Consider the following 25,579-nt stretch of genomic DNA (forward strand, 5'->3'; position numbering starts at 1 on the left):
CGCGCTAACTGCCAAGGGGATCGGCCGAAGATTCACCCGTCGGTAGCCAGGTCGCGTGGAATGCGAGGTTTTCCGGGTCGTCGATATCGAAATCACCCGCGGCGTGTCGGAATTGTGCCAGCAGTTGTATCAGATCGCGACCCTGTTCGGCAGGCAGACCGGGTTCGGCGAACACCTCGGCGTTGAGCGCCTCCGTGGCTTCGGACACGGATTTTCTTCCCGCATCGGTGATTTCGATGAGAGTTGCCCGGCGATCGCTGGGGTGTGGGACCCGAACCACCAGCCCGGCGGCTTCGAGTCGATCGACGGTATTGGTCACGCTCGTCGGGTGCACCTGCAGACGCGCGCTCGCCTTGGCCATCGGCAGCGCGCCGGTGCGGCTGAAACTGAGCAATTGCAGCAGTTCGTAGCGGGAGAACGTCAGGCCGGACGGTTTGAGGGCCTCGTCGACGCGCGCCATCACGATCTGCTGCGCCCGGACCAGCGAGGTCACCAGGGCCATTCCGTCGGCGACCGATTCCCAGCCGTGGGCCACCCACTGCCGGTACGCCTCGGCGATGGGGTCATGGGAGAGCGGTCTGGGCCGTGACATGAATCCGATCATTCCACGACCCAGCCGCTTTCCCCACAGAGCGAGCGGCGGGAATTGAACCCGCGTTAACGGCTTTGCAGACCGTTGCCTAAACCACTCAGCCACGCCCGCCTCGTCATTGATAGTGCCGTGCGCCGGTGTGCACGGCCAGGGTTGGGATCAGCGTGATCGCAACAGAGGCGGGTGATGCGGAGGGTGTCGAAGCGGCGTTCGATCAGTGTTTGTTGGCCGGTGCCGAGCAGATCTTCCAGGTGCCGTCTTCCTTGGTGAGGTGCTCCTCGGTGCTGGACTCGGTATCGGGCTCCTCGCCCTCCACCGACAGGGTCAGCTGGCCGGTCACCGTCGCCTTCGCATCGTCACCGGTGATGACGATGTCTTTGACGTCATCGATCGTCACCTGCACCGTCGCCCGCTCGAACTGCGCGCGCTGCTCGGTGGTGAGATTGTCGATCTCCGTGCGATCGGCCTGGCAGGCCAGTTGCGCGGCGGCGATGAAACCGTCGGAGTCGAGCGTGTCGTAGAAGTCGCGCACCGCGACATCGATCTGCTTCTCGTCCGACGACAACGGCGTCCGACCCTGCAACGTGAGGACCACGCCCGTCACCAGGGCGCCGATCACCACCAGCGCGACAACACCGAGCGCGACGAACAACCCGGTCCGCTTCTTCTTCGGCGCGGGCGGCGGTACGAAAACGTCGGGTCCACCCGGATATTCGGGCCCCGGCGGTCCACCGGCCCCGAACCCCGCGTGCGGATACCCCGGCGGGCCGGATGGCATCCCCGGCTCGACCGGCGGCTGCTGACCGAAGGGAGGCTGCTGTCCCTCAGGCGGATTCGTCATGGCAACGCTCCTGATGTCAGCGGGGGCGTCGGCCCCCACAACGTATGGAACCGTGCGAGATCAAACCGAAATGAACTGTGTCCTCGGCGGGAATCGAAACTGCGGCCTTCTGCTCCGAAGCAGCCTCGCCCTGTTCGTGCGGGTACACCAAGCTTTCGGCGTACCGTAACCCGCCGATCCGGTCCGGCCAAATTTGGCCACGCCCGGCTGTCGCGGATGTCGGCGCTGGACCGATCACGGCTATTCGCTGCCATTCCTGTGGTCTGTACCTATTCACTGTCAGCACCAGTAGATGAGCACCTCCTTGGCCCTACTGTCTCGATCAGTAACAACAAAGGAGTTGTCCGATGCTTGCCTTGCTGGCGACGGCCTGGACGGGCATATCCAGTGCTCTGTTCGACGCTCACCGCGCGAACTTGCGGTCCCGTTCCTACGCGACCGCCGCGTTCAATCCGCCTACCGTCGCCCGCCGGGTCGTCCCCGTGACCACCAGGGACGGAACTCGGCTGCGCGTGCACTCCTACGGCCCCGAGGACGCGCCGGCCATCGTGTTGGTGCACGGCTGGACCTGCGCGATCGAATACTGGAATGCCCAGATCAACGCGTTCGCCGGCGAGTACCGCGTCATCGCCTATGACCAGCGTGGGCACGGCGCCAGCGAGTTCGGCCCGAGCAAGCTCAGCATGGACCTGCTCGCCGACGATCTCGCCGATGTGCTCGACGCGACCCTGGCCGCCGGGCAACGCGCGGTCCTGGTCGGCCACAGCATGGGTGGCATGACTCTGCAAGCCTGGGCCGGTCGCTACCCGGAACAGGTCGCGGCACGGGCGCATTCGGTGCTGCTCGCCAATACCGCGGCCGCCCACCTGATCTTCGAGACCACCGTCGTGCCGCTGTTCAACCGGCCGTCCCGGCTGCTGAAACTCAAAGTGCCGCTGCCGTTCCTGGTCGGCCGCGTCGGCATCGGCTTCCCGATCGTCTTCCCGCCGATCGCCCCGGTGGAATGGCTGTTCGCCCGCCAGATCATGAGCACCGCAGCCAAGGGCGACCTGCTCGACTTCGGCATGAACATCGTCCGGTCCTGCCCAGCCCTGGTCCGGGCTCGCTTCGGATTGCTGGCAGCCGACATGGATCTGGGCGAATCCGCGCGAAATCTGGTGGTACCCACCTCGATCGTCGCAAGCTCCTTCGACGACGTGATCCCGGTCGCGCACTCCGATCGAATCTCGGAAATGCTGCGCGCGACAGGCAGTTTCGTGCGGATGGAAGTTTTGCCGACCGGCCATCTCAGCAACATCGAAGCCCAGCCGGAATTCAACGCGGAACTGACGCGATTGGTCGAGGCCGCCTACCACCGTCCGAAGGAGGCGGCCGTCTAGCCATCGGCGGCGGTGTAAGGGCCCTACTCCGAGTGTTGGCCAGACTCCGATGACGGGCGCTCGAAGAGCCGCTCGATGACGACCGCGACCCCGTCTTCCTCGTTCGACGCGGTCTGTCTGGCCACCGCCGCCCGCACGGTGGCGTGGGCGTTGCCCATCGCGTACCCGGTGCCTGCCCAGTTCAGGATCGTGAGGTCGTTGGGCATATCGCCGAAGGCGTAGACGTCGTCGGCGGCGATGCCGCGTTCGGCGCACAGCTTGGCGAGCGTGCCGGCTTTGGTGACGCCCGGTGCGCTGATCTCCAGCAGGCCGCGGCCGCCGGAATGAGTGAATTGCGCTGTCCCTGATGCGAATTCCTCGGCGGCGGCCACCAGGAAATCCGCGTCGTGCCGCGCGGAGTAGGCGAGGAGCTTCACGATGGGGACATCGAGGGTCCACAGGTCGGCGAGCGCCCGCACAGGCGACTCGGCCCCGGTGTCCCGCGTCAGCCTCGGTCGGTAGCCCGGTTCGAAGAACACCCGGTGGCCGGTCTCGACCGCGAACCCGACTCCCTCGACCGCTCCGGCGACCGCGGACGCCACGGTGCGCGCCGCGGCGACGGACAGGGCACGGGACTCGACCACGGTGCGAGACGCGATGTCGTAAACGAGGGCTCCGTTGCTGCACACCGCCGTTCCGGTCAGCCCTGCCGCGTCGACGAGGGCGTCGAGGTAGCGGGGTGGGCGCGCGGTGACGACAACTATCTCGATTCCGGCGCTGATGGCGGTCCGCAGTGCGTCGAGCGTGCGCTGGGAGACTGTGCCGTCAGCGCGGAGGAGGGTGCCGTCGAGATCGGTGGCGATGAGGCGGGGCAGCATCATCGGATCACTCTATGGATACGTCCGGCATCCGGGCCCGCGTGCTCACTCGCGCACACGATTCCGATCAGGATTGCGCCTCGTCGATGGGCGGGTTCGCCTCGGGGCCTGCGCGTTCGGCCTCGCGGGGTGCCCTCGAGGCGCGCCAACTCTTGATGAATCGCTCGGCTCTCTCGGCGGAGATCTCCACGTGCGGCTCGTCCCTTCCGGGGTTGTAGCGCTGGAGGTACTCGGTGGGACCCCAGGTGAAGTCCCTGCCGAGCGCTTCGTCGGTGGGCACAGGTTGGGTGGCGGTCCGGCGCACAAGCCCGGTAATCCGACGCGCGCGCCAACCCTCGGGGTAGCCCCTCTCGTCATCGAACAATGCGAAGTAGCGCACTGGGGGTTCGTTCCCGTCAGGCATCATTTGTTGTCCTTCAATGAAATTCGCGTCGCTCTCGAATTGGATGGCGACCGCACATTCCTCGGTGGCGTGTGAAATCAGGGTGCGGTCCGACGGGCCGCTCTGCCAGCATGGCTGGACCGTCTTCGAGGCTTTCGACGCGGCCGACTTCCTGCGGGCGCTCCCTCTGGACGTCCTCGAGCTCGGCTGAATCACAGGATCGGCGTCTGTGTCCGCCACGGGTGTCTGCTTCCGTCCACCTGAAACTGCTCACCACCGTGTCTGCCCACACGCGAACTAGGCAAGACCGGGTCCTGTTCTGGGCCCAGTCGCTGACCATCGAACGTCCGCTCTGCCGATGAGGGCGCGCTTCTGATGGTCCGGGATACTCACAACGTGGTCCCGCATATCGAGGAAGAACGCAAGCGCAAAGCCCTGTTGGGTTCGGTGAATCGCGCCATGTCAGGCAACCTTCCACCTGTTGTCAGGGCGGTGTTCTGCAAGGACGAAAGCTCTCGTGTTTTCCTTCGGTTCGTCGTCGACGGCGAGATTTCAGATGACGACTGGGACTCGGTCTCCTGCATCGGAGCCGAAGTCATCGCAGATTTTTCTGCTCCCTATCTGATCGAGGAAAGCGTCGAGCGGCTGGATGCACCCTCACATGTAGCAAATCCGCCCGGATGGCTGCTCGCCTTCCGGCGCGACGAGCTCGGCGTCGAAGGTCGCTAGTGGTGCTGACACGTCAGCGCCAGTGCGGCACATACCGATCGCGTATTCCCGGTGACCAGCATCGACCCTGTTCTGTGATGGATTCGCACATCACAGGGGCGTGGGTGCTGGTTGGTCGCCGATCAGGTAGAGGTCGAATTCCGTGCTGCGGAACCGTCGGACGGCCTTGTAGCCTCACGGTGTGAGCGCAAATGGGGTGGGATCGGTTGTCGCATATGCGCAGACGCGATGGTCGAGATTCAGGAGGGTCGGCGCGCTTGCGGTCATCGGGCTGTATTTTGCTTCCCTGATCAGATTGGCTGTCAGCAAGGACTGGGACGACCTCCCGGCAGATCGGCTGTTCGGCCTGACCCTCTTCGTCGGTGGTCTGCTGGTCTTGGCAGACGGGCTGGACACGATGGCGGCAAACCGTCCGGCGAAACAACGGACAAAGCGTAGGAAGATTGCCGGGCTTGTCGTGGCCGGTTCGGTCCTGGCGGGTATCACCACGTCGCTCATCCGTACGGGGATGCCCTTGGGAGACCCAGTGGCACAGCTGTTTACGCAAACGGCGCTGATTGGATTGATGCTGTTGGTCATCGCGGATGTACCCGATCGGGATCGGCCTTTTCTCTAGCAACATCGGCCGGCCAACCAAGCTGTAGTCGGGTCGAAGGGTCGGGCACGCGGATGCCGACGTCACCGCGCGGACCTACGCGCGCTCTCGGGACGAAGCGCTGTGGGATGCCGTCCGGACTTCGGGTGAAGTTGAGTCATCGCGTGTCATCGCCCCCAGATGATCGCGCCGACGCGGCAGGAATCGAACCTGTAATCGTCCTCGGTATGCGCCGCAGGCGCCTGAGACCCGTTGGCTCGGCGGTGGTTGTGCTGGGTGGTGGTTGTGCGGGAGCTGCGGACATCAGCCACGTGCTCGGTCGCGGTAGCTCGAAGAATCGTTCGTCCGTCGAGAACGCGGGTCGTGGCAGGATGCGGCAGTGCGCATCGAACTGTTCGACCTGCTGTCTCGACGCGGCGAACCGATCGACCCGGTTCCGGTGCCCGAGAGCTACTTCGCCGAGTACAGCGGGCGGCTTCCGGAGCTCATGCTGGATCTGTGGAGGGAGATCGGATTCGGTGGGTTCAGTGACGGGCTGCTGTGGGTCTGCGACCCGCACTACTGGCAGCCGATCGCGGACGCGTGGCTGGCGAGCGTCGAGCTTCCGCAGCGGTATGCGGGAGATCAGATTCCGATCTTCCGGACCGCCTACGGCAAGATCTATTGCTTCCGCGCCGGGCTCGGGCAGAAGATCGAGATCAACCCGATCCTCTCCGGCGTCGGCCTCTTCGAGCCGGAGGCGCTGGCCGGGCAGCAATGGATCGATATGGGGATCACCGATGTCCTGAGCTTCCCGGACGGTCAGTTCCTCGTCGACGCCGACTACCCGGTGGAGGGCTACGACCTGCAGGAGGACATGTTCGCGCGGATCGTCGCGCGGATCGGACGCACCTCGCACGACACCGTCTACAGCTTCTCATCGCGGATCCAGGAGGGCGGCGATATTCGCGCCGAGTACGCGGTGCTCGCCGACGCCGCCACCGAACTGGCCGCGTTGCGCGCACTCCAGGAGCCGGAGCTGACTCTCGACTAGATCGCGGCGTCGATCCGTGGCTGGGTCATGCGGACGCCAGTGTGACAGCCAGGATCTACCTCCCAGTCACCGTCCGAAGCACTGGCCGCGGCTTCGAAGAGTTTGAGTGAGGCTGACAGTGCAGACGAGAAAGGCCCCCGACCGCTCGAATGCGGGTCGGGGGCCTTCTTCGTGTGTGCCCTCGGCAGGAATCGAACCTGCGGCCTTCTGCTCCGGAGGCAGACGCTCTATCCCCTGAGCTACGAGGGCGGGATAGGTGCCGGTCGCGGTGAGGCGATCGGGCAGCGACAGCGTATCGCATCGAGTGCGGTGCGCCAAAAACCGTGCCGGACCGGGGGATGGGCCGGTCCGGCCTCGGGGATCAGTTGAGGGGGAGGGGGGTGGCGTTGCGGGTGGCGAGCATGCTCGTCATCAGCTGGGATTCGCCCTCTTGGGTTTTCGACATGGTGGCCGCCAGGGTGCGGACCGCGGTGGTGTCGGCGTGCTCTGTGGCGTAGTCGAGCATCGGGACGCCACCCTGGTGGTGGCGCAGCATCAGTTGCAGGAACATCGTGTCGAGCGCGGGGCCGGTGGACTGGCGCAGCGCGGTCATCTCTTCCTGGCTCGCCATGCCGGGCATCTGCTGCATCGGGCCTGACATCGCGGGTTCGGCCGCGCTGCCGCCGTGGTGGCCTGCACTGCCGTGGTCGTCGGTCATCCAGCCCATGTAGCCGTCCACGTTCTGGTTGGACTCGCCCCACAGCTGCAACCAGGCCTGCATGCGGCCGATCTGATTCTGCTGGGTGGTCAGGATGTCGTAGGCGAGGCGGCGTACGTCGTTGTCGGTCGAGGCGATCAGCGCCACGCCTGCCATGTCGACGGCCTGGGCGTGATGGGCCGACATGTCCTGACTGAAACCGATGTCGACCGCGCTGGGCTCGGGTTCGGCGTTCTTCTCCAGCGGCATCCGCAACAGCACGCCCGCCACCGCGCCGAGCAGCAGCAGCCCGATCGCGCCGAGGACGAGCACCGCCCCGGCCGGGCGACGCGCGCTCGACTCGGGTGCGGTGTCGTCGGATTCGACCGCGTTTTCCTCTGTGCTCACTACTGACCCGAGGGCAGGCCGCCCGGCATCGGGATGTTCGGCAGGCCGGGGATGCCCGAGCCGGTGCCGCCGCCGCCGAGTTCGGTCGCGTCGGGGGTCAGGCCCTTGCCGTCCATCGGCACCGCTTCCGGACCGTAGGGCGAGGAGTCGAACGGGGGCGGGTTGTTCGCGTCGAAGATCGGGTTCGAGCAGCTCGCGCCGACCTCGGGGTAGGCGTAGGGGTTCTCGCGCAGTGCGGAGATGAACTGCTTGATCCGCGCGTCGTCGGGGTTGTCCAGCTTGAGCTGGTGGCCCCACGACTGCAGCGAGATCGCCGAGTCGAGACCCGGGTACGGCGACATCAGCGAGTACTGACGGCCCTTGACGAAGTTCGACAGCTTCTCGACGCCGGCCGCGTCGACCTTGTCGGGGTTGTACGCGATCCAGACCGCACCGTGCTCGAGCGAGTGCACCGCGTTCTCCATGCGGATCGGCTTGGCGTACACCGTGCCCGTGCAATTCGCCCAGGCGCCGTCGTGCGGGCCGCCGAAAGCGGGGGTCTTGTCGTAGGCCACGCGCTGGCTGGCGGTCACGTGCAGACCGGCCGGGTACTCCGCCTTCACGACGCCGTCGATCTTCGCCGACGGGTCCTGGTTCTCCTTGGAGGGCACCCATTCCTTGAGATCGGTCTGGGCTTCCCGGATCGCGGCCTGGTCCATGTACTTGGGCACCAGGCTGTAGGCCAGCAGGCCGATCAGCGCGACGATGGCGAGGCCCGCGCCGAGCAGGGCCCATGGGGTGTCCCGCTTCTTACCCGGAAGGTTGCCCTTACGGGTCTTGCGGGACGGAGACGACTTCCCCGCGGCCCGCACGGCCTTGGCTGATGTGGCGCTGGTCCTGCTAGGCATCGCTCGTTGTGCTCTTTCGACGTGTGGATCGGTGGGTTCGTGGCGGGCGGTCGTGGTTGCAAGGGGCCCAGCCAATAGGATAGAGACTCGTGACTCCAGCTGACCTTGCAGATCTCCTTCGTACCACCGCGGCGAAGGTGCTTGTCGAACGCGGACTGGACTCGTCGGTCCTGCCCGAGCAGGTCACAGTGGAGCGTCCGCGCAACCCCGAACACGGCGACTATGCCACGAATGTAGCGATGCAGGTGGCCAAGCGGGTCGGAACCAACCCCCGCGAGCTGGCCGGTTGGCTGGCCGAGGCGCTCTCGGCGACCGAGGGTATCGATGTGGCCGAGATCGCCGGACCCGGATTCCTCAACATTCGCCTCGCCGCTTCGGCGCAGGGTGCGATCGTGAGCCAGATCCTGGCCGCGGGGGAGATCTACGGCACCGGGTTCGCGCTGGCAGGCACCAAGATCAACCTCGAATTCGTCTCGGCGAACCCGACCGGGCCGGTGCACCTGGGCGGCACCCGCTGGGCCGCCGTCGGTGATGCGCTGGGTCGCATCCTTGCAGCTCAGGGCGCTGACGTGACGCGCGAGTACTACTTCAACGACCACGGCGCGCAGATCGACCGCTTCGCGAAGAGTCTGGTCGCGGCCGCGCTGGGCGAGCCGACCCCCGAGGACGGCTACGCGGGGGAGTACATCTCCGAGATCAGCGCGGGCATCGTGGCCGCGCATCCCGAGGTGCTCACCCTGCCCGCCGACGAGCGTCACGAGGTATTCCGCAGCGAGGGCGTGCAGCAGATGTTCGCCCAGATCCGGGCGGATCTGCACGAGTTCGGCACCGATTTCGACGTGTACTTCAACGAGAGCGAACTGTTCGCCTCCGGAGCCGTCGAACAGGCCGTCGAGCAGCTCAAGAACTCCGGCAACCTGTACGAGAAGGACGGTGCGTGGTGGATCGCCAGCACCGAGTACGGCGACGACAAGGACCGCGTCGTCCTCAAGAGCGACGGCAACGCCGCCTACATCGCCGGTGACATCGCCTACTTCCAGAACAAGCGTGGCCGCGGCTTCGACCTGGCCATCTACATGCTCGGCGCCGACCACCACGGCTACATCGGCCGGCTGAAGGCCGCCGCGGCCGCGTTCGGTGACAACCCCGACACCGTCGAGGTGCTGATCGGCCAGATGGTGAACCTGGTGCGCGACGGCGTCGCCGTGAAGATGAGCAAGCGCGCGGGCACCGTGGTGACCCTCAACGACCTGGTCGAGCAGATCGGCGTCGACGCGTCGCGCTACTCGCTGGTGCGTTCCTCGGTGAACTCGAGCATCGACATCGACCTCGACCTGTGGACCAAGGCGAGCAGCGAGAACCCGGTCTACTACGTGCAGTACGCGCACTCACGGACCAACAGCATCATCGGCAACGCCGCGAAGTATCCCGAATTCGCTTCGGTGGCACCGGATTTCGCGCTGATGACGTCCGGTCGCGAAGGCGACCTGATTCGCACCCTGGGCGACTTCCCGCGCGTGGTCGCCACCGCCGCCGACACCCGCGAACCCCACCGCATCGCCCGCTACCTCGAAGAACTGGCCGGTGTCTACCACCCGTTCCAGTCCGACGACGACATGCGCGTGCTCCCCAAGGGCGACGAAGCCGTCACTGCGCTCAACGCGGCCCGGCTCGAACTGGTCAAGGCGACCCGTCAGGTGCTGGCCAACGGCCTCGCCCTGCTCGGCGTGAGCGCACCGGAGCGCATGTGAACACCGGCAAGCTTTTCAGGAAGGACGCACCGAGATGAGTGCACACCCGGCCGGTCCCCGGCACGCAGAGATCCCGCACGCACCGAGTCTGGCCGAGCGCCCGACCGATCCGAGGGAGATGATCGACCTCCCCGCGAACGTCTGGCCGCGCAATGCCTCGCGCGCTGACGACGGGGTGGTCCGGCTGGCCGGCGTGCCCGTCACCGAGCTCGCCGAGCAGTACGGCACGCCGCTGTTCGTGATCGACGAGGACGATTTCCGCTCGCGCTGCCGCGACATGGTGGCCGCGTTCGGGGCGAACGCCCGCGTGCACTACGCCTCCAAGGCGTTCCTGTGTGGCGAGATCGCGCGCTGGATCCGTGACGAGGGTCTTTCCCTCGACGTGTGCTCCGGCGGCGAGCTCGCGGTCGCGCTGAACGCCGGTTTCCCGGCCGAGCGCATCGCGCTGCACGGCAACAACAAGTCGGTGCCCGAGCTGGAAGCGGCCGTGGCGTCGGGTGTCGGGCACGTGGTCGTCGACTCGCTCTACGAGATCGAGCGGCTCGAAGCGGTCGCCGGCGCGGCGGGCGTGGTGCAGGACGTGCTGGTCCGCGTCACCGTCGGCGTCGAGGCGCACACCCACGAGTACATCTCCACCGCGCACGAGGACCAGAAGTTCGGCTTCTCGATCGCCGGCGGCGACGCCATGGAAGCGCTCGCGCGCGTCTTCGAGGCCGACAACCTGCGTCTGGTCGGTCTGCACAGCCATATCGGCTCGCAGATCTTCGAACTCGACGGCTTCGAGATCGCCGCGCGCCGCATGCTCGGCCTGTTGCGCGAGGCCATCGACAAGTTCGGCATCGACCGCACCGCCCAGATCTCGACTCTGGATCTCGGCGGCGGCCTCGGTATTTCCTACCTGCCGAGCGACAACCCGCCCCCGCTGGGCGAATTCGCCACCAATCTGCGCGCCCTGGTCGCCGCCGAGGCCGCCCGCGCCGGGCTGCCGGAGCCGACCATCGCCGTGGAGCCGGGCCGCGCCATCGCGGGTCCGGGCACTGTCACCCTGTACGAGGTCGGCACCATCAAGGATGTCGAACTCGATGGTGGCGCGCGCCGTCGCTACGTGAGCGTGGACGGCGGGATGAGCGACAATATCCGTCCCGCGCTGTACCAGGCAGACTACGATTGCCGTCTGGTCTCGCGCTCGTCGGACGCCCATGCGGTCGTTGCTCGCGTGGTCGGAAAGCATTGCGAGAGTGGCGATATCGTCATTCGTGACACCTGGATGCCCGCCGACGCGGCCCCCGGTGACCTGGTGGCCGTTGCCGCGACCGGTGCGTACTGCTATTCGATGTCGAGCCGCTACAACCTGCTCACCAGGCCCGCCGTGGTCGCGGTGCGTGACGGTGCGTCTCGACTGATTCTGCGCCGGGAAACGGTGGCGGACCTGCTCAGCCTGGAGGTGGAAGAATGAACGGCACCAAAGATGCGGGGCGTCCGCTCGGCGTAGCCGTGCTCGGGATGGGCACTGTCGGTACCGAGGTAGTTCGCGTGCTGCGCGATCACGCCGATGACCTGCGTTCGCGCGTCGGAGCACCGCTCGTGCTGCGTGGTGTCGCCGTGCGCGACATCAGCAAGGACCGCGGCCTGCCCGCCGAACTGCTCACCACCGATGCCGCCGCGCTCGTCGCCCGCGACGATGTCGACCTCGTGGTCGAGGTCATGGGCGGTATCGACCCCGCCCGCAAGCTGATCGGCGACGCGCTCAACGCGGGCAAGTCCGTCGTCACCGCCAACAAGGCGCTGCTGGCCGACTACACCGGTGAACTCGCCGCCGCCGCTGAAGGCAGCCGCGCCGACCTGTACTTCGAGGCGGCGGTGGCCGGTGCGATCCCGGTGGTCCGGCCGCTGATCCAGTCACTGTCGGGTGACCGGGTGAACAAGGTCGTCGGCATCGTCAACGGCACCACCAACTTCATCCTCTCCGCGATGGACGAGACCGGCGCCGCCTACGACGACGTGCTCGCCGAGGCCACCGCGCTCGGCTACGCCGAAGCCGACCCCACCGCCGACGTCGAGGGCTACGACGCCGCCGCCAAGGCCGCGATCCTGGCCTCGCTGGCGTTCCACACCCGGGTGACCGCGGCGGATGTCTACCGCGAGGGCATCTCCAAGATCACCGCCGAAGACCTTGAGACCGCGTCGGCCGTCGGCTGCACGGTGAAGCTGCTCGCCATCTGCGAGCGCGTCTCGGCCGGGCCGGGCGAGCCGACGCTGGAACAGGGCGGCAAGGATCGCGTCTCGGTGCGCGTCTACCCGGCGCTCATCCCGCGCAAGCACCCGCTGGCCTCGGTCAACGGCGCGTTCAACGCGGTGGTCGTCGAAGCCGACAACGCCGGTCGCCTGATGTTCTACGGGCAGGGCGCCGGTGGCGCCCCCACCGCGTCGGCCGTGCTCGGCGACCTGGTGATGGCCGCGCGCAACAAGTTCTACGGTGGTCGGGCACCCGGCGAATCGGTTTATGCTGAGCTGCCGATCGCGCCGATCGGTGACACCCCCACCCGCTATCACGTGAACCTGCAGGTGGAGGATCGTCCCGGCGTGCTCGCCGCGGTCGCCGACACCTTCGCCCAGCACGGGGTGAGCATCTCCACCGTGCGTCAGCAGGGCCACGGCGACGGCGCCCGACTCGTGGTCGTCACCCACCATGCGGTGGAGTCGTCGCTGGCAGATACTGTCGCCGTATTGGCGGACATGGAATCCGTCACCGCTGTGACCAGCGTTCTCAGACTGGAAGGCACAGAAGAATGAGCTCCACCGGCATCGCCCCCCAGACCGGCGTGCACTCGCGCTGGCCCGGTCTGATCGCTGCCTACCGCGACCGCTTGGCCGGTGCGGCCGACTGGGAGCCGGTGACCCTGTTCGAGGGCGGTACCCCGCTGGTCCCCGCGCCGCACCTGTCCGCGCTCACCGGGTGCGAGGTGTACCTCAAGGTCGAAGGTGCCAACCCGACGGGTTCGTTCAAGGACCGCGGCATGACCATGGCGATGACCGACGCCAAGTACCGCGGTCAGAAGGCCGTGCTCTGCGCGTCGACCGGCAACACCTCGGCTTCGGCCGCGGCGTACGCCACCCGCGCCGGCATGGAGTGCGCGGTGCTGATCCCGCAGGGCAAGATCGCGATGGGCAAGCTGGCCCAGGCCGTGATGCTCGGCGCCAAGATCATCCAGGTCGAGGGCAACTTCGACGACTGTCTCGAGTTGGCGCGCAAGGTGACCGCGGAATTTCCGCAGGTCGGCCTGGTGAACTCGGTGAACCCGGCGCGTATCGAAGGCCAGAAGACCGCCTCGTTCGAGATCTGCGACGTGCTCGGCAAGGCGCCCGATGTGCACGTGCTGCCGGTCGGCAACGCGGGCAACATCACCGCCTACTGGCGTGGATACCGCGAATACCACGCCGACGGCATCACCTCGGTGCTGCCGCGCATGCTCGGCGTGCAGGCCGCCGGTGCTGCGCCGCTGGTCAACGGTGCGCCGGTGAAAGACCCGGAGACCATCGCGACCGCCATCCGGATCGGCGCCCCGGCGTCGTGGAACGGTGCGATGGAGGCCAAGGAGCAGTCCGGCGGCGCCTTCCGCGCGGCCACCGACGACGAGATCCTGGCCGCCTACCGCCTCGTCGCCGCGAAAGAGGGCGTCTTCGTCGAGCCCGCGTCGGCCGCGAGCGTGGCCGGTCTGCTGGCCGCGCGCAAGGAAGGCTGGCTGGATTCGGGCCTGACCGTGGTGTGCACGGTGACCGGCAACGGTCTCAAGGACCCCGACAACGCGCTGGCCGGAATGCCCGAGGTCAAGCCCATCGCGGTCGACCCGGTCGCGATCGCCCGCGAACTCGAGCTGGCCTGAGTTGACCGCACCCGAGCCCACGCTGATGACAGCGACGCTGCCCGCCGGTCTCGAAGTGACCGTGCGCGTTCCCGCCTCCACGGCCAATCTCGGTCCCGGATTCGATTGTCTCGGAATGGCATTGGGCATCTACGACGAAATCGTGGTGCGCACTACCGAATCGGGACTCGACATCCGCGTCGAGGGTGAAGGCGCCGACGACGTGCCATGGGGCCCAACCCATCTGGTGGTCCGCGCGATCGAGCGTGGACTGGAGTCGCTGGGTGTGTGGGCCGACGGTCTCGACGTGGTGTGCCGCAACGTGATTCCGCACTCGCGTGGGCTCGGTTCCAGCGCGTCGGCCGTGGTCGGTGGACTGGCCGCGGGCGCCGGGCTGGCCGCGAAGTTCGACCCCGCGCTGCGGATGGACGACGACCGGCTGGTGCAGCTCGCCTCGGAGTTCGAGGGCCACCCCGACAATGCCGCTGCCAGCGTGCTCGGGGCAATCGTGGTGTCGTGGACCGAAACCGATGCCGCGCAGACCCGCGCCTACCGGGCCGTGCGCCTCACCCCGGCGTCGGCTCTTCGTCCGGTGGTGCTGATCCCGCAGGAACGCTCCTCCACGGCGCACACCCGCGGGCTGCTGCCCGAGCAGGTGCCCCATGGCGACGCGGCGTTCAACGTCAGCCGGGCGGCGCTGGCCGTCGTCGCGCTGACCGACCGCCCCGATCTGCTGATGTCGGCCACCGCCGACCGGTTGCACCAGACCCAGCGTGCACCCGCGCTACCACTCACCACGAAGTGGATCGAGCTGCTGCGCGCTGCGGGAATCGCGGCGACGGTTTCGGGCGCCGGGCCGACGATTCTCGCGCTGACCACCGAAGAATTCCCCGATGACCTGCGCAAACAGGCCGAATCGGACGGTTTGCGCGTGGTCGAGCCAGGCATCGCTTCCGGAGTATCGATCGACTGACGGCGTGCCTGCCTTGCCGTTGTTCGCAATAGGCAGCTATTCTGAGCAAGTCCGTACATCGTGCGCATCAGACGCCGGTGCTTCATCAGGGCAATCGCTCCCCTCACCACTGTCTTCTGGTGGCGAAGGCCTCCGGTCCTCCCGCGGCGGGTAGTACGGCACAGGCGTCGAACATGGACGCATAATCCGAGCTCGGCATATGTTGCCGGGTCTACGGAACGGAACCCTCGAATCAGCACACGGCATTCGAGGGAAGGAAAGGACTTCCGTGACAGAAACGGACCTGCTCGCGACACCCGGGGTGGATTCCAACCCTACGAACTCGGGCAGCCGCGAAAGTGAATCCGGACAGATTTCGAAAATGAGCGAACAAACCGACGTCGCACGATCGGGGCTGACTGGAATGCTGTTGCCGCAGTTGCGCGCACTGGCGGGGGAGCTCGGTATCCGAGGTACCTCCGGAATGCGTAAGGGCGATCTCATCGCCGCTATCAAGGAAAATCAATCCGGAGCGCCGGCCAAGGGTGACAAGCCCGCCGCCGTGACGGCCGCCGCGCCTGCCGCGAACGAAGCGCCTGCCAAGAGCGAAGCGCCCGCCAAGACCGAAGCGCCCGCCAAGAGCGAAGCGCCCGCCAAGAGCGAAGCGCCCGCGAAGGCGGACAAGTCCGCCAAGGCCGAGAAGCAGGCCGCGCCCGCCGAGAAGCCGGCTCCCGCCGAGGTCAAGGCCACCGAGGTCAAGACCGTCGAGGCGCAGGCCGAACCGGCCGCGACCGAGCAGGTCAAGACCGATGCCCCCGCCGACGCAGGCGAGGAGTCCGGTCGCGACGGTGGTCAGCGTGGTCGTGGCAGGCAGCGCCGTGGGCGCGACCAGGCCCGTTCCGGTGGTGGCGACAATGCTCCCGCTGAGAACCGCGCCCCTGCCGAGAACCGCGCCGAGGAGACCAAGCAGGCCGATAAGGCCGAGGGCGGCGACCAGGGCGACCGCCGACGCGATCGTGGCGACCGCAACGGTGCCGAGCGCAACGAGCGCAACGGCAACGATCGTGGCGGCAACGACCGTGGCGAGCGCGCCGGTGGCGACCGTAATCAGAACGAGCGCAACCAGAACCAGAGCCAGAACGGCAACACCGGCGGTAATCGCGGTCCCCGCGACGACCGTGGTGGCGACGACGAGGAAGGCGGCCGCGGTCGCCGGGGTCGTCGATTCCGCGAGCGTCGTCGTGGTCGTGACCGCGACGGTGGTCCCGTCGGCGGTGGCCAGACCGAGGCCCGCGATTACGACATCCGCGAGGACGACGTCCTGCAGCCGGTCGCCGGCATTCTCGATGTCCTCGACAACTACGCGTTCGTGCGGACCTCCGGCTACCTCGCCGGCCCCAACGACGTGTACGTGTCGATGAACCTGGTCCGCAAGAACGGCCTGCGCCGCGGTGACGCGATCACCGGTGCGGTGCGTGCCCCGCGCGACGGCGAGCAGAACAACCAGCGACAGAAGTTCGACCCGCTGGTTCGCCTGGACACCGTGAACGGTGGCGAGCTCGAAGCAGCGCGTCGTCGTCCGGACTTCCAGAAGCTCACCCCGCTGTACCCGAACGAGCGCCTGCGCCTGGAAACCGCGCAGAACAAGCTCACCACGCGCGTGATCGACCTGATCATGCCGATCGGTAAGGGTCAGCGCGCGCTGATCGTGTCCCCGCCCAAGGCGGGTAAGACCACGATCATGCAGGACATCGCGAACGCGATCGCGATCAACAACCCCGAGTGCTACCTCATGGTGGTCCTGGTCGACGAACGTCCCGAAGAGGTCACCGATATGCAGCGTTCGGTGAAGGGTGAGGTCATCGCCTCCACCTTCGACCGCCCGCCGGGTGACCACACCTCCGTCGCCGAGCTCGCCATCGAGCGTGCCAAGCGTCTGGTGGAAATGGGCAAAGACGTTGTGGTGCTGCTCGATTCGATCACTCGATTGGGTCGTGCGTACAACAACTCCTCGCCTGCGTCGGGCCGCATCCTCTCCGGTGGTGTCGACTCGACCGCGCTGTACCCGCCGAAGCGTTTCCTCGGCGCGGCACGCAACATCGAGAACGGCGGCTCGCTCACCATCATCGCCACGGCGATGGTGGAGACCGGTTCCACCGGCGACACGGTGATCTTCGAAGAGTTCAAGGGCACCGGCAACGCCGAGCTCAAGCTCGACCGCAAGATCGCCGAGCGGCGCGTGTTCCCCGCGGTGGACATCAACCCGTCGAGCACCCGCCACGACGAGCTGCTGCTCTCGCCCGACGAGATGGCTGTCGTGCACAAGCTGCGGCGCGTGCTGTCGGGTCTGGACTCGCACCAGGCGATCGATCTGTTGATGGATCGTCTGCGCAAGTCCAAGAACAACCTCGAGTTCTTGATGACGGTCTCCAAGACCGCACCGAGCGCTCTCGACGAGTGATCGTCTAGAACCGCAGGCCAGGGCCCCGCTTCGGCGGGGCCCTTGCTGTCTTCCGGGAACAAACCGGAGGTGGGGGGTGTTCTGAGTGAGTGCGGCCTGATCTGGCATACTGGACCGCTGTGTGTCTGCGAGTTCTCGCAGACTCCCGCCTAGTCGGTTCCGGTTCACGTACTCCACTCCATGGAGCTACGACCCGGCGACCATTATCGAGAGGACGCCCATGAAGGCAGGAATCCACCCCACGTATGTCGACACCACCGTTGTGTGTGGTTGCGGCAACACCTTCCAGACTCGCTCCACCAAGGAGTCCGGCCAGATCTCGGTCGAGGTCTGCTCGCAGTGCCACCCGTTCTACACGGGCAAGCAGAAGATCCTCGACACCGGCGGCCGCGTGGCTCGCTTCGAGGCTCGCTACGGCAAGCGCGCGGGTGCCAAGAAGGCCGAAGACGCCTCCTAGTTACCTCCCCCGACGCCCGGTACTGCTCACGCAGGCCGGGCGTTGTTGGTTGGCGGCGCGGGCGCCGCGGGTTCTCGGCCTTTCGGCCTCGATCTTCCCTCCCTCCGGGTACTCCTTCGTCGCACCCTCCGGTCAGTCCAGATCGAGGCGGCCGAGAAACGGCCTTCGGCCTGAGAGACATCCCGGGTCTTCCCTTCCAGTAGGAGCTCAACGCATGGCCGATCAGACGGCCCCTTCCGCCATCGATGACGTGCTAGCCGAGTACTCGGGTCTCGAGGCTCAGCTCGCCGATCCGTCGTTGCACAACGACGCGGGTGCGGCGCGACGGGTGGGTAAGCGGTTCGCCGAGTTGGCGCCGGTGATGAGCACCTATCGCAAGCTCGAGACCGTGCGCGACGATCTGGAGGCCGCCCGTGAGCTGGCCTCCGACGACGCCTCGTTCGCCGCCGAGGTGCCGGGGCTGGAGACACAGCTGGTGGAGCTGGAACAGGCTCTCGCCGACCTGCTCGCCCCGCGCGACCCGCACGACGGGGACGACGTGGTGCTCGAGGTGAAGTCCGGCGAAGGCGGCGAGGAATCCGCGCTGTTCGCGGCGGATCTGGCCCGCATGTACATCCGCTACGCCGAGCGGCACGGGTGGAAGGTCGAGACGCTCGACGTCACCTATTCCGACCTGGGCGGATACAAGGACGCGACGCTGTCGATCAAGAGCAAGGACGCCGCGCGCGACGGGGTGTGGTCGCGATTCAAGTTCGAGGGCGGGGTGCACCGGGTGCAGCGCGTGCCGGTGACCGAATCGCAGGGCCGCATCCATACTTCTGCCGCGGGCGTGCTGATCTACCCCGAGCCCGACGAGGTCGAGCAGGTGCAGATCGACGAGACCGACCTGCGCATCGATGTCTACCGGTCTTCCGGCAAGGGCGGCCAGGGCGTCAACACCACCGACTCCGCGGTCCGCATCACCCACCTGCCGTCGGGCATCGTGGTGACCTGCCAGAACGAACGCTCGCAGTTGCAGAACAAGGCGCGCGCCATGCAGGTGCTCGCCGCCCGGCTGCAAGCGCTGGCCGAGGAGCAGGCCGACCAGGAAGCCGCGGCCGGTCGCGCCAGCCAGATCCGTACGGTCGACCGCTCCGAGCGGATCCGTACCTACAACTTCCCGGAGAACCGGATCGCCGACCACCGCATCGGGTTCAAGTCGCACAATCTGGATGCCGTCCTCGACGGTGACCTCGACCCGCTGCTCGACGCGCTCGGCAAAGCCGACCGCGACGCGCGAATGGCTGCCGAGTAATCGACGTGAACGGTTCGGCGGCGCCGGCCCGCGTAACCACCGGCCGCGTGATCGGGCCGAACGGCCACATCGGCGGTCGGCGCCCGAACGTGACCCATCGTGCGCCCGAGTGCGCGGGGTGATCCAGTGAGCGAACGTCTCCGGTTGCGACCGCTGATCGTCGAGGCCGCCGCACGGCTGGCCGAGGTCGGCGTCGGTTCGCCCATGCCCGACGCGGAGAATCTGGCCGCCCACGTGCTCGGCACCGAGCGCATGCGGCTGGCGCTGATCCCGCTGATCGAGCCAGAGGTCGCCGACCGGTACCGAGCGTTGATCGAGCAGCGGGCCGCGCGAATTCCCTTGCAGCACTTGACCGGAACGGCCGCGATGGGCGAGATCGATCTCGCTGTTGGCCCCGGTGTGTTCGTCCCGCGCCCGGAAACCGAACTGCTGTTCGCGTGGGCGCTGGCCTACCTGGAGACCCTCCCGCACGACCACGCGCCGGTTGTCGTCGACCTGTGCACCGGCTCGGGCGCGCTGGCGCTGGCCATCGCGCACGCCCGCCCCGACGCCGAGGTGCACGCCGTCGAACTCGACCCCGACGCCCTCACCTGGGCCCGGCGCAACGCCGACACCCGCATCGCCGAGGGGGACACCCCGATCACCCTGCACGCCGACGATGTCACCGACCCGACCGTGCTCACCTCGCTGACGGGCCGCGTCGACCTGGTGATCTCCAACCCGCCCTACATCCCCGAAGCCGCGATCCTCGACCCCGAGGTGGCCGACCACGACCCGCACCGCGCCCTGTTCGGCGGGCCGGACGGTCTCGATGTCATTCGAGCGATGGTTCCCACCATCGCCCGCCTGTTACGCGCCGAGGGCGCCACCGGCATAGAACACGACGACACCAACGGCGGGGGAGTAGCGGCGCTGCTGGCGGCTGCCGATTTCACCGACATCGTCGAACACACCGACCTCGCGGACAAGCCCCGCTTCGTCGTCGCCCGCAGCCCCGGCACCCCCTGACCGAGACCGATCCGGCTGCCGGAGGGCCGGTGCGGCATCTCGCAGGCAGTCCGCCGCTGCCGTAGCAAACTCTGACCAACCACCCAATTGCCGGGCTGTCCTAGGAACCCGGCCGTCGCCCGGGTGTCCAGCACACTTCGAGCAGCGGATCGCCAGGTATGCCGAAAAGTCCCCCGGCGCTCGGCCGTCAGCCTGGGAGTTAGACTCTTGCGCGCACCAACGACCGGAATTTTTCGCGGAGAGGCGGAGACGCTGTGAGTACCGTCTATGACTGTGCCGAAGCCGATTCGCGTGCGGCGGGCATTACCGCCGCCACCAGCGCGTTGAAGTCCGGTCGACTGGTCGTGATGCCGACCGACACGCTCTACGGCCTCGCCGCCGACGCGTTCGACTCCGCCGCGGTGAGTGATCTGCTGGCTGCCAAGCGGCGTGGGCGGGATATGCCGGTGCCGGTGCTCGTCGGGTCGTGGCACACGATCGATGGGCTGGTGTTCTCGGTGCGGCCGCAGGCGCGGGACTTGATTCGCGCGTTCTGGCCCGGTGCGCTGAGCCTTGTCGTGCAGGCGGCGCCCTCGCTGGCGTGGGATCTCGGTGATACCCGGGGCACGGTGATGCTGCGGATGCCGTTGCATCCGGTCGCACTCGAACTGTTGCGTGAGGTCGGGCCGCTGGCCGTGTCCAGCGCCAACGTCTCGGGGCAGCCGCCCGCGACCACCGCCGCGCAGGCGCGTGAGCAGTTGGGTTCACTGGCGAGTGTGTATCTCGACGGTGGTCCGGCCGAGCACGCCGTGGCCTCGACGATCGTCGATCTCACCGCGGATCAGCCGCGGGTGTTGCGGGAGGGTGCTGTGTCGGTGGCCGATATCGCGGAGGTGCTCGGGATGGTGCCGGAAGCCCTGATCAGCTCCGCGCAGCGGTGATCGCACGCCGCTGATGAGCTCAGTCGTTCCCCTGCGCGAGCTACTGCTCGTGCTGCTCGTCTCGGCCACGGTGACCTTCCTGGCCACCGGTGGTGTCCGGGTGCTCGCTATCGCATTCGGCGCGGTGGCGGTGCCACGTGAGCGCGATGTGCACGTGAAGCCGGTGCCGCGAATGGGCGGTGTCGGCATGTACGTCGGCGTCGTCGCCGCGGTGTTGTTCGCACACCAATTGCCCGCGCTGCGAAGAGGTTTCGACTACGCCCCGGATATCCCGGCGGTGCTGGTCGCCGCGACGATCATCGTGGTCGTCGGCATCGTCGACGACCGGTGGGGCCTGGACGCGCTCACCAAGTTCGTCGGCCAGATCACCGCGGCCGGCGTCATGGCCGTGATGGGTCTGAGCTGGTACGTGATCTACAACCCGTTCAACGACACCACCGTCGTGCTCGACGCGTTGCAGGGCGGTTTGGTCACCGTCGGCATCACCGTCACCCTCGTGAATGCGATGAACTTCGTCGACGGATTGGACGGCTTGGCCGCCGGCCTCGGTTTGATCTGTGCGACCGCGGTTTTCGTGTTCTCCATCGGTTTGCTCTACGACCAGGGCGGTTCGGTCGACACCTATCCGCCCGCGTTGCTGGCCGCCGCGCTGGCGGGCGCCTGTCTCGGATTTCTGCCGCACAATTTCTCGCCCGCCCGAATATTCATGGGCGATACCGGCTCGATGATGATCGGTTTGATCCTGGCCGCGGTATCCACCGGCGCCTCCGGTCGAATTCCGCTGCAGGGTTACGGCCCGCGCGACATTGTCGGTTTGCTGTCACCGCTGTTGCTGGTCGGCGCGGTGATGTTCATTCCGGTGCTCGATCTGTTGCTGGCGATCGTGCGCCGGGTGCGCGCGGGCGTGAGTTTCTCCACACCGGACAAAATGCATCTACACCACCGATTGCTCCAGATCGGACATTCGCACCGTCGCGTGGTCTTGCTGATTTATTTATGGGTCGGCGTACTCGCGTTCGGCGCGGTGGGGACTTCCTTGATGGATAGACGCCTCGTTGTCCTGCTGGTGGCAGGTGGATTGGTGTTCGCGCTGGTAGTGACCGCGATCCCATCGGTGCGTAGGTCGGAGTCGACGCAGCACTGAGTTCGGCGCGCAAGGTAAAGTCCGGGCCGTGAGCTTTACACCCGAAACCGTGCCAGGCCCTGACGCTCCTCTGCGCGCCGCGCTGCGCTACGGCCTGATCGGCCTCGGCGTGCTCGTGGTCGTCTCCGTGGCGATCGCCTCCGCGGTGGCCGGGACGGCCGGGCTGTGGGGCGCGCTGCTCGGCGCCGCGATCGGTGGTGGGTTCATCCTCACCACGGTCGTCGCGGTGCTGCTGGGCGCGAAGCTGCCGCCCACCATGGCCGGTGCGGTGATGCTGGTCAGCTGGGTCGGGAAGATGCTGGTGGCGCTGCTGGTCATCGTCGTGCTCAACCAGTTCGACTTCTACAGCAGGCCCGCGCTGTTCTTTACGGTGGTAGGAGCCCTGCTGATCGTTCTCGGCGCGGAGACGTACGGCGTTGTGAGCCAGAAGGTTCCGTACGTCACGACACGCGCGGGAGACAGCGAAACGGCTTCCGAGCAGGAATAATCCCACCCAGCTACACACTGTCGTAGATAGCTTGGTAAAGTGTTGGTAAGCAAGCACCCAAGCTAGAGGCTCGGCCCGACAAACTCGGGGCATTGCCTCGAGTTACCAGGGGGGATCCTGACGATCCCACCCGGTGCCGCTATGCTTACTGCCGATCCGGGTGGAATGTGCCCGGTTGAAGCATGTCGACGATGTCGCCGACGCCCGAACAGAAGCCGATACGGGTTACACCGTACGAGCGGCTGTCGAATTTCGAGCCGACCAGAGTCGACCCCATTGATCGTCAATGTCCGATCGAACCGCGGGAATGACCGTCGTACCCGCGGCCCGAACACGGGAGAGAACGCTGAGCGTCATCACTTTGGCGGCGGGCGAGTTCCACGCGCCATCGCTGTCCGACTTCTTCCCTCCAGCAGTGCTGTTCGAGGGTACGCCGTTCGAACTCGATCGTCTGATGCTGGTCCGCCTGTTGATGACCGCCGTTGTGGTGATCGTGTTCGTGCTGGCTTTCCGCGCACCGAAGATCGTGCCGCGCGGCCTGCAGAACGTGATGGAAGCCGGTGTGGTTTTCGTCAAGGAGCAGATCGCCGACGAAGTACTCGGTAAGGAAAACGGTAAGAAGTTCCTGCCGCTACTGGCGACGATCTTCTTCACGGTTCTGTTCCTGAACTTCTCCGGTGTGATTCCAGGATTGAACATCTCGTCCAATGCGCGCATCGGCATGCCGCTGGTCTTGGCCGCGATCGTGTACATCACGTACAACTTCGTCGGTATCCGGAAGTACGGGTTCTTCTCCTACATCCGCCACAGCATCGTCGTTCCCGACGTGCCGATCGCGCTGCACGTGCTGCTGATCCCGATCGAGTTCATCTCGACCTTCATCCTGCGCCCGTTCACGCTCACCGTGCGACTCATGGCCAACATGCTGGCCGGCCACATCATGCTGGTGCTGTTCTTCAGCGCGACCTGGTTCTTCCTGTTCGACGCCACCGCGTGGATGAAGGTCTTCTCGCCGTTCTCGCTGCTCGCGGGCATCGGGTTCACGCTGTTCGAGCTGCTGGTCATCGCGCTGCAGGCGTACGTCTTCGCCCTGCTGGCCGCTGTGTACATCGGCGAAGCGCAGCACGCTGCCGACCACTGACCTGACTGAAACAACTACCGGAAACCTGCTACACACGCCGACCGGCGGGTGAGCAACAGAAAGGGAAAGATTCATGAGCCTCGCTTACCTGGCCCAGGAAGCCGCGACCACCGAGAGCACCTTCAAGGGCTTCGGCGCCATCGGCTACGGTCTGGCCGCGATCGGCCCCGGCATCGGCGTGGGTATCGTCGTCGGTAAGGCCATCGAGGGCATCGCTCGCCAGCCCGAGCTGTCCGGCCAGATCCGTACCACCATGTTCCTCGGTATCGCGTTCACCGAGGCCCTGGCGCTGATCGGCCTCGTCGCCGGCTTCATCTTCTGATTCCGATGCGCGAACTCATCACGCTCGCAGCTGAGGGTGGAGAGGATGTGAATCCTCTCGTTCCCGAAACGTACGACATCGTCTGGTCGATCGTCTGCGTCGTCATCATCGGCGTGCTCTTCTGGAAATACGTGATCCCGCGTGTGACCAAGACACTCGAAGAGCGCACGGACAAGATCGAAGGCGGTATCGCCAGGGCCGAAGCAGCCCAGGTCGAGGCGCAGCACACGCTGGAGCAGTACCAGCAGCAGCTCGCCGACGCCCGGCTCGAGGCCGCGCGCATCCGTGAGGAAGCACGCACCCAGGGTCAGCAGATCCTCGCGCAGATGCGCACGGATGCCCAGGCCGAAAGCGACCGCATCGTCGCCGCCGGTCACTCCCAGCTGGAAGCCCAGCGCCAGCAGATCCTGACGGAGCTGCGTTCCGAGGTCGGCCGTACGGCCGTCGACCTGGCCGAGAAGATCATCGGTCAGTCGGTTTCGGACGAAGCCAAGCAGGCGGCGTCGATCGACAAGTTCCTCAGCGAACTCGACGACACCGACGCCATCGGGGTCGGAAGGTAGCGACGCGAAAGTGAGAAGCATGTACGCAGCGAGCCGCGAGGCCAGTACCCGGTCTCGCGAGGCGCTTCGGGTCGCTCTGACCGGAAGCGAAACTGTTGCGGCCACAACGGGGTCGGAACTGTTCGCCGTTGTCGCCGTGCTGGACGACCAGCGTTCGCTGCGTGTGGCGCTCGCGGACGCCTCGGTGCCGGGTTCGGCGCGCGCTGAACTCAGTGAGCGGGTCTTCGGCGGCAAGGTCAGCATTGCCACGCAGGCAGTGCTGACCACCGCGGTGGCACAGAACTGGTCACGCACCCGCGATCTGGTCGACACCCTGGTGCTGCTCGGGCAGGAGGCTCTGCTGGAGTCGGCCGCCGTCGGTGGCCGGCAGGACGCGGTGGAGGACGAGCTGTTCCGGCTCGGACGCATCGTCGCCGACAACCCGCAGCTGGAGCAGGCCCTCTCCGATCACGGCAAGCCCGCCTCGGCGCGGCGCGAACTGATCGAGCGGCTGCTCACGGGCAAGGTCGAGCCGGTCACCCTGGCGCTGGCCGAGCAGGCGGTGACCCGCCTGCGGTCCAACAACATCGGCGTCGCCCTCGACGCCCTGTCCGATCTGGCGGCGGCCCGTCGTGACCAGATCGTCGCCCACGCGCACTCGGCGGTCGAGCTGACCGATCAGCAGAAGGCGAAGCTGTCGGCTTCCCTGCAGCGGATCTACGGCAAGGCGGTCACCGTGCACGTGCAGGTCGACCCGACGCTGCTGAGCGGCGTCGTCGTCCGCGTCGGAGACGACGTGATCGACGGCAGCGCCACCGGCCGACTGGAGAAGCTGCGTCGGGCACTGTCCTGAAAAGG

At 66.8% G+C, this 25,579-nt stretch carries 27 protein-coding genes and 2 tRNA genes; 21 read left to right on the plus strand and 8 right to left on the minus strand.

Features of this window, described 5'->3' with window-relative positions; translation table 11 throughout:
* Positions 1 to 4: 4 nt before the first annotated feature.
* From QX204_RS03680 to QX204_RS03690, 3 genes are all read right to left on the minus strand, one after another.
* Positions 5 to 592, minus strand: a complete 588-nt coding sequence (locus QX204_RS03680) for a MarR family winged helix-turn-helix transcriptional regulator (protein ID WP_301905178.1) — start codon at positions 590 to 592, stop codon at positions 5 to 7.
* A 39-nt stretch (positions 593 to 631) separates the two neighbouring features.
* Positions 632 to 703, minus strand: a tRNA-Cys gene (locus QX204_RS03685).
* Positions 704 to 806: 103 nt separating this feature from the next.
* Positions 807 to 1,433 (minus strand): Rv0361 family membrane protein, encoded by a 627-nt coding sequence (locus tag QX204_RS03690; RefSeq protein WP_301905179.1) that lies wholly within the window; start codon positions 1,431 to 1,433, stop codon positions 807 to 809.
* 347 nt (positions 1,434 to 1,780) lie between these two features.
* Here QX204_RS03690 and QX204_RS03695 point away from each other — a divergent pair, with 347 nt between their 5' ends.
* Positions 1,781 to 2,812, plus strand: coding sequence for an alpha/beta fold hydrolase (locus tag QX204_RS03695; RefSeq protein ID WP_301905180.1), 1,032 nt, complete (start codon positions 1,781 to 1,783; stop codon positions 2,810 to 2,812).
* Positions 2,813 to 2,835: 23 nt separating this feature from the next.
* Here QX204_RS03695 and QX204_RS03700 read toward each other — a convergent pair whose 3' ends face one another.
* Entirely contained in the window at positions 2,836 to 3,672 is an 837-nt protein-coding gene (locus tag QX204_RS03700) for a Cof-type HAD-IIB family hydrolase (protein WP_301905181.1), read from the minus strand.
* A 64-nt stretch (positions 3,673 to 3,736) separates the two neighbouring features.
* Positions 3,737 to 4,075 (minus strand): hypothetical protein, encoded by a 339-nt coding sequence (locus tag QX204_RS03705; RefSeq protein ID WP_301905182.1) that lies wholly within the window; start codon positions 4,073 to 4,075, stop codon positions 3,737 to 3,739.
* A gap of 13 nt (positions 4,076 to 4,088) precedes the next feature.
* On the opposite strand from QX204_RS03705, the gene QX204_RS03710 reads away from it, so the two are divergent.
* The 4 genes from QX204_RS03710 to QX204_RS03725 all read left to right on the plus strand — a co-directional run bounded on the left by QX204_RS03710 (position 4,089) and on the right by QX204_RS03725 (position 6,408).
* Complete coding sequence (locus QX204_RS03710; RefSeq protein WP_301905183.1) at positions 4,089 to 4,262, plus strand: hypothetical protein; 174 nt, start codon at positions 4,089 to 4,091, stop codon at positions 4,260 to 4,262.
* Positions 4,263 to 4,447: 185 nt separating this feature from the next.
* Positions 4,448 to 4,780 (plus strand): MafI2 family immunity protein, encoded by a 333-nt coding sequence (locus tag QX204_RS03715; protein WP_301905184.1) that lies wholly within the window; start codon positions 4,448 to 4,450, stop codon positions 4,778 to 4,780.
* A 181-nt stretch (positions 4,781 to 4,961) separates the two neighbouring features.
* Complete coding sequence (locus QX204_RS03720; RefSeq protein ID WP_301905185.1) at positions 4,962 to 5,396, plus strand: hypothetical protein; 435 nt, start codon at positions 4,962 to 4,964, stop codon at positions 5,394 to 5,396.
* A gap of 358 nt (positions 5,397 to 5,754) precedes the next feature.
* Positions 5,755 to 6,408 (plus strand): GAD-like domain-containing protein, encoded by a 654-nt coding sequence (locus QX204_RS03725; protein WP_301905186.1) that lies wholly within the window; start codon positions 5,755 to 5,757, stop codon positions 6,406 to 6,408.
* Between the two features lie 176 nt (positions 6,409 to 6,584).
* Here the strand turns inward: QX204_RS03725 and QX204_RS03730 are convergent.
* The 3 genes from QX204_RS03730 to QX204_RS03740 all read right to left on the minus strand — a co-directional run bounded on the left by QX204_RS03730 (position 6,585) and on the right by QX204_RS03740 (position 8,379).
* A tRNA-Arg gene (locus tag QX204_RS03730) sits at positions 6,585 to 6,657 on the minus strand.
* Positions 6,658 to 6,769: 112 nt separating this feature from the next.
* Positions 6,770 to 7,492 carry a DUF305 domain-containing protein gene (locus QX204_RS03735; RefSeq protein WP_301905187.1) on the minus strand — a complete coding sequence of 241 codons (723 nt, stop codon included), beginning with the start codon at positions 7,490 to 7,492 and terminating at the stop codon, positions 6,770 to 6,772.
* On the minus strand, positions 7,492 to 8,379 hold the full coding sequence (locus tag QX204_RS03740; protein ID WP_301905188.1) for a thioredoxin-like domain-containing protein: 888 nt from the start codon (positions 8,377 to 8,379) through the stop codon (positions 7,492 to 7,494). Before QX204_RS03740 ends, QX204_RS03735 begins: the two co-directional genes overlap by 1 nt.
* A gap of 89 nt (positions 8,380 to 8,468) precedes the next feature.
* On the opposite strand from QX204_RS03740, the gene argS reads away from it, so the two are divergent.
* From argS to QX204_RS03820, 16 genes are all read left to right on the plus strand, one after another.
* The gene (gene argS / locus QX204_RS03745) at positions 8,469 to 10,130 is read left to right on the plus strand and encodes an arginine--tRNA ligase (protein ID WP_301905189.1); all 1,662 of its coding nucleotides are present in this window, start codon (positions 8,469 to 8,471) and stop codon (positions 10,128 to 10,130) included.
* 34 nt (positions 10,131 to 10,164) lie between these two features.
* Positions 10,165 to 11,586, plus strand: coding sequence for a diaminopimelate decarboxylase (lysA, locus tag QX204_RS03750; protein WP_301905190.1), 1,422 nt, complete (start codon positions 10,165 to 10,167; stop codon positions 11,584 to 11,586).
* Positions 11,583 to 12,923 (plus strand): homoserine dehydrogenase, encoded by a 1,341-nt coding sequence (locus QX204_RS03755; protein ID WP_056817919.1) that lies wholly within the window; start codon positions 11,583 to 11,585, stop codon positions 12,921 to 12,923. Before lysA ends, QX204_RS03755 begins: the two co-directional genes overlap by 4 nt.
* Positions 12,920 to 14,014 carry a threonine synthase gene (thrC, locus tag QX204_RS03760; RefSeq protein ID WP_301905191.1) on the plus strand — a complete coding sequence of 365 codons (1,095 nt, stop codon included), beginning with the start codon at positions 12,920 to 12,922 and terminating at the stop codon, positions 14,012 to 14,014. The genes QX204_RS03755 and thrC overlap by 4 nt, the downstream gene beginning before the upstream one ends.
* Before the next feature lie 25 nt (positions 14,015 to 14,039).
* Positions 14,040 to 14,966 (plus strand): homoserine kinase, encoded by a 927-nt coding sequence (thrB, locus tag QX204_RS03765; protein ID WP_301907899.1) that lies wholly within the window; start codon positions 14,040 to 14,042, stop codon positions 14,964 to 14,966.
* 361 nt (positions 14,967 to 15,327) lie between these two features.
* On the plus strand, positions 15,328 to 17,406 hold the full coding sequence (gene rho / locus QX204_RS03770; protein ID WP_301905192.1) for a transcription termination factor Rho: 2,079 nt from the start codon (positions 15,328 to 15,330) through the stop codon (positions 17,404 to 17,406).
* Positions 17,407 to 17,626: 220 nt separating this feature from the next.
* Positions 17,627 to 17,863 (plus strand): 50S ribosomal protein L31, encoded by a 237-nt coding sequence (gene rpmE / locus QX204_RS03775; RefSeq protein WP_301905193.1) that lies wholly within the window; start codon positions 17,627 to 17,629, stop codon positions 17,861 to 17,863.
* Between the two features lie 214 nt (positions 17,864 to 18,077).
* Complete coding sequence (gene prfA / locus QX204_RS03780) at positions 18,078 to 19,157, plus strand: peptide chain release factor 1 (RefSeq protein ID WP_067447677.1); 1,080 nt, start codon at positions 18,078 to 18,080, stop codon at positions 19,155 to 19,157.
* A gap of 126 nt (positions 19,158 to 19,283) precedes the next feature.
* On the plus strand, positions 19,284 to 20,165 hold the full coding sequence (gene prmC / locus QX204_RS03785; RefSeq protein ID WP_301905194.1) for a peptide chain release factor N(5)-glutamine methyltransferase: 882 nt from the start codon (positions 19,284 to 19,286) through the stop codon (positions 20,163 to 20,165).
* A 254-nt stretch (positions 20,166 to 20,419) separates the two neighbouring features.
* The gene (locus tag QX204_RS03790) at positions 20,420 to 21,085 is read left to right on the plus strand and encodes an L-threonylcarbamoyladenylate synthase (protein WP_056817909.1); all 666 of its coding nucleotides are present in this window, start codon (positions 20,420 to 20,422) and stop codon (positions 21,083 to 21,085) included.
* 13 nt (positions 21,086 to 21,098) lie between these two features.
* Entirely contained in the window at positions 21,099 to 22,229 is a 1,131-nt protein-coding gene (locus QX204_RS03795; RefSeq protein WP_062984462.1) for an MraY family glycosyltransferase, read from the plus strand.
* A gap of 28 nt (positions 22,230 to 22,257) precedes the next feature.
* A complete protein-coding gene (locus tag QX204_RS03800; RefSeq protein WP_056817905.1) occupies positions 22,258 to 22,716 on the plus strand; it encodes a Cg1360 family ATP-synthase-associated protein in 459 nt (152 codons plus the stop codon).
* A 286-nt stretch (positions 22,717 to 23,002) separates the two neighbouring features.
* Entirely contained in the window at positions 23,003 to 23,857 is an 855-nt protein-coding gene (gene atpB / locus QX204_RS03805; protein WP_301905195.1) for a F0F1 ATP synthase subunit A, read from the plus strand.
* 73 nt (positions 23,858 to 23,930) lie between these two features.
* Complete coding sequence (locus QX204_RS03810; RefSeq protein WP_056817903.1) at positions 23,931 to 24,179, plus strand: ATP synthase F0 subunit C; 249 nt, start codon at positions 23,931 to 23,933, stop codon at positions 24,177 to 24,179.
* A 5-nt stretch (positions 24,180 to 24,184) separates the two neighbouring features.
* On the plus strand, positions 24,185 to 24,742 hold the full coding sequence (locus QX204_RS03815; protein ID WP_056817902.1) for a F0F1 ATP synthase subunit B: 558 nt from the start codon (positions 24,185 to 24,187) through the stop codon (positions 24,740 to 24,742).
* A 19-nt stretch (positions 24,743 to 24,761) separates the two neighbouring features.
* On the plus strand, positions 24,762 to 25,574 hold the full coding sequence (locus QX204_RS03820) for a F0F1 ATP synthase subunit delta (protein ID WP_056817900.1): 813 nt from the start codon (positions 24,762 to 24,764) through the stop codon (positions 25,572 to 25,574).
* The last annotated feature ends 5 nt before the right edge of the window (positions 25,575 to 25,579 follow it).

This window comes from Nocardia sp. PE-7 (assembly GCF_030486425.1).
GTDB classification, from domain to species: Bacteria; Actinomycetota; Actinomycetes; order Mycobacteriales; family Mycobacteriaceae; genus Nocardia; species Nocardia salmonicida_A.

Excerpts from the sequence above, each read along its gene's own strand:
- QX204_RS03680 (WP_301905178.1), bottom strand. The coding sequence starts at position 592 with ATGTCACGGCCCAGACCGCTCTCCCATGACCCCATCGCCGAGGCGTAC.
- QX204_RS03690 (WP_301905179.1), bottom strand. The coding sequence starts at position 1,433 with ATGACGAATCCGCCTGAGGGACAGCAGCCTCCCTTCGGTCAGCAGCCG.
- QX204_RS03695 (WP_301905180.1), top strand. The coding sequence starts at position 1,781 with ATGCTTGCCTTGCTGGCGACGGCCTGGACGGGCATATCCAGTGCTCTG.
- QX204_RS03700 (WP_301905181.1), bottom strand. The coding sequence starts at position 3,672 with ATGATGCTGCCCCGCCTCATCGCCACCGATCTCGACGGCACCCTCCTC.
- QX204_RS03705 (WP_301905182.1), bottom strand. The coding sequence starts at position 4,075 with ATGATGCCTGACGGGAACGAACCCCCAGTGCGCTACTTCGCATTGTTC.
- QX204_RS03710 (WP_301905183.1), top strand. The coding sequence starts at position 4,089 with ATGAAATTCGCGTCGCTCTCGAATTGGATGGCGACCGCACATTCCTCG.
- QX204_RS03740 (WP_301905188.1), bottom strand. The coding sequence starts at position 8,379 with ATGCCTAGCAGGACCAGCGCCACATCAGCCAAGGCCGTGCGGGCCGCG.
- lysA (WP_301905190.1), top strand. The coding sequence starts at position 10,165 with ATGAGTGCACACCCGGCCGGTCCCCGGCACGCAGAGATCCCGCACGCA.
- QX204_RS03755 (WP_056817919.1), top strand. The coding sequence starts at position 11,583 with ATGAACGGCACCAAAGATGCGGGGCGTCCGCTCGGCGTAGCCGTGCTC.
- thrC (WP_301905191.1), top strand. The coding sequence starts at position 12,920 with ATGAGCTCCACCGGCATCGCCCCCCAGACCGGCGTGCACTCGCGCTGG.
- thrB (WP_301907899.1), top strand. The coding sequence starts at position 14,040 with ATGACAGCGACGCTGCCCGCCGGTCTCGAAGTGACCGTGCGCGTTCCC.
- rho (WP_301905192.1), top strand. The coding sequence starts at position 15,328 with ATGAGCGAACAAACCGACGTCGCACGATCGGGGCTGACTGGAATGCTG.
- rpmE (WP_301905193.1), top strand. The coding sequence starts at position 17,627 with ATGAAGGCAGGAATCCACCCCACGTATGTCGACACCACCGTTGTGTGT.
- prfA (WP_067447677.1), top strand. The coding sequence starts at position 18,078 with ATGGCCGATCAGACGGCCCCTTCCGCCATCGATGACGTGCTAGCCGAG.
- QX204_RS03795 (WP_062984462.1), top strand. The coding sequence starts at position 21,099 with ATGAGCTCAGTCGTTCCCCTGCGCGAGCTACTGCTCGTGCTGCTCGTC.
- atpB (WP_301905195.1), top strand. The coding sequence starts at position 23,003 with ATGTCCGATCGAACCGCGGGAATGACCGTCGTACCCGCGGCCCGAACA.
- QX204_RS03810 (WP_056817903.1), top strand. The coding sequence starts at position 23,931 with ATGAGCCTCGCTTACCTGGCCCAGGAAGCCGCGACCACCGAGAGCACC.
- QX204_RS03815 (WP_056817902.1), top strand. The coding sequence starts at position 24,185 with ATGCGCGAACTCATCACGCTCGCAGCTGAGGGTGGAGAGGATGTGAAT.
- QX204_RS03820 (WP_056817900.1), top strand. The coding sequence starts at position 24,762 with ATGTACGCAGCGAGCCGCGAGGCCAGTACCCGGTCTCGCGAGGCGCTT.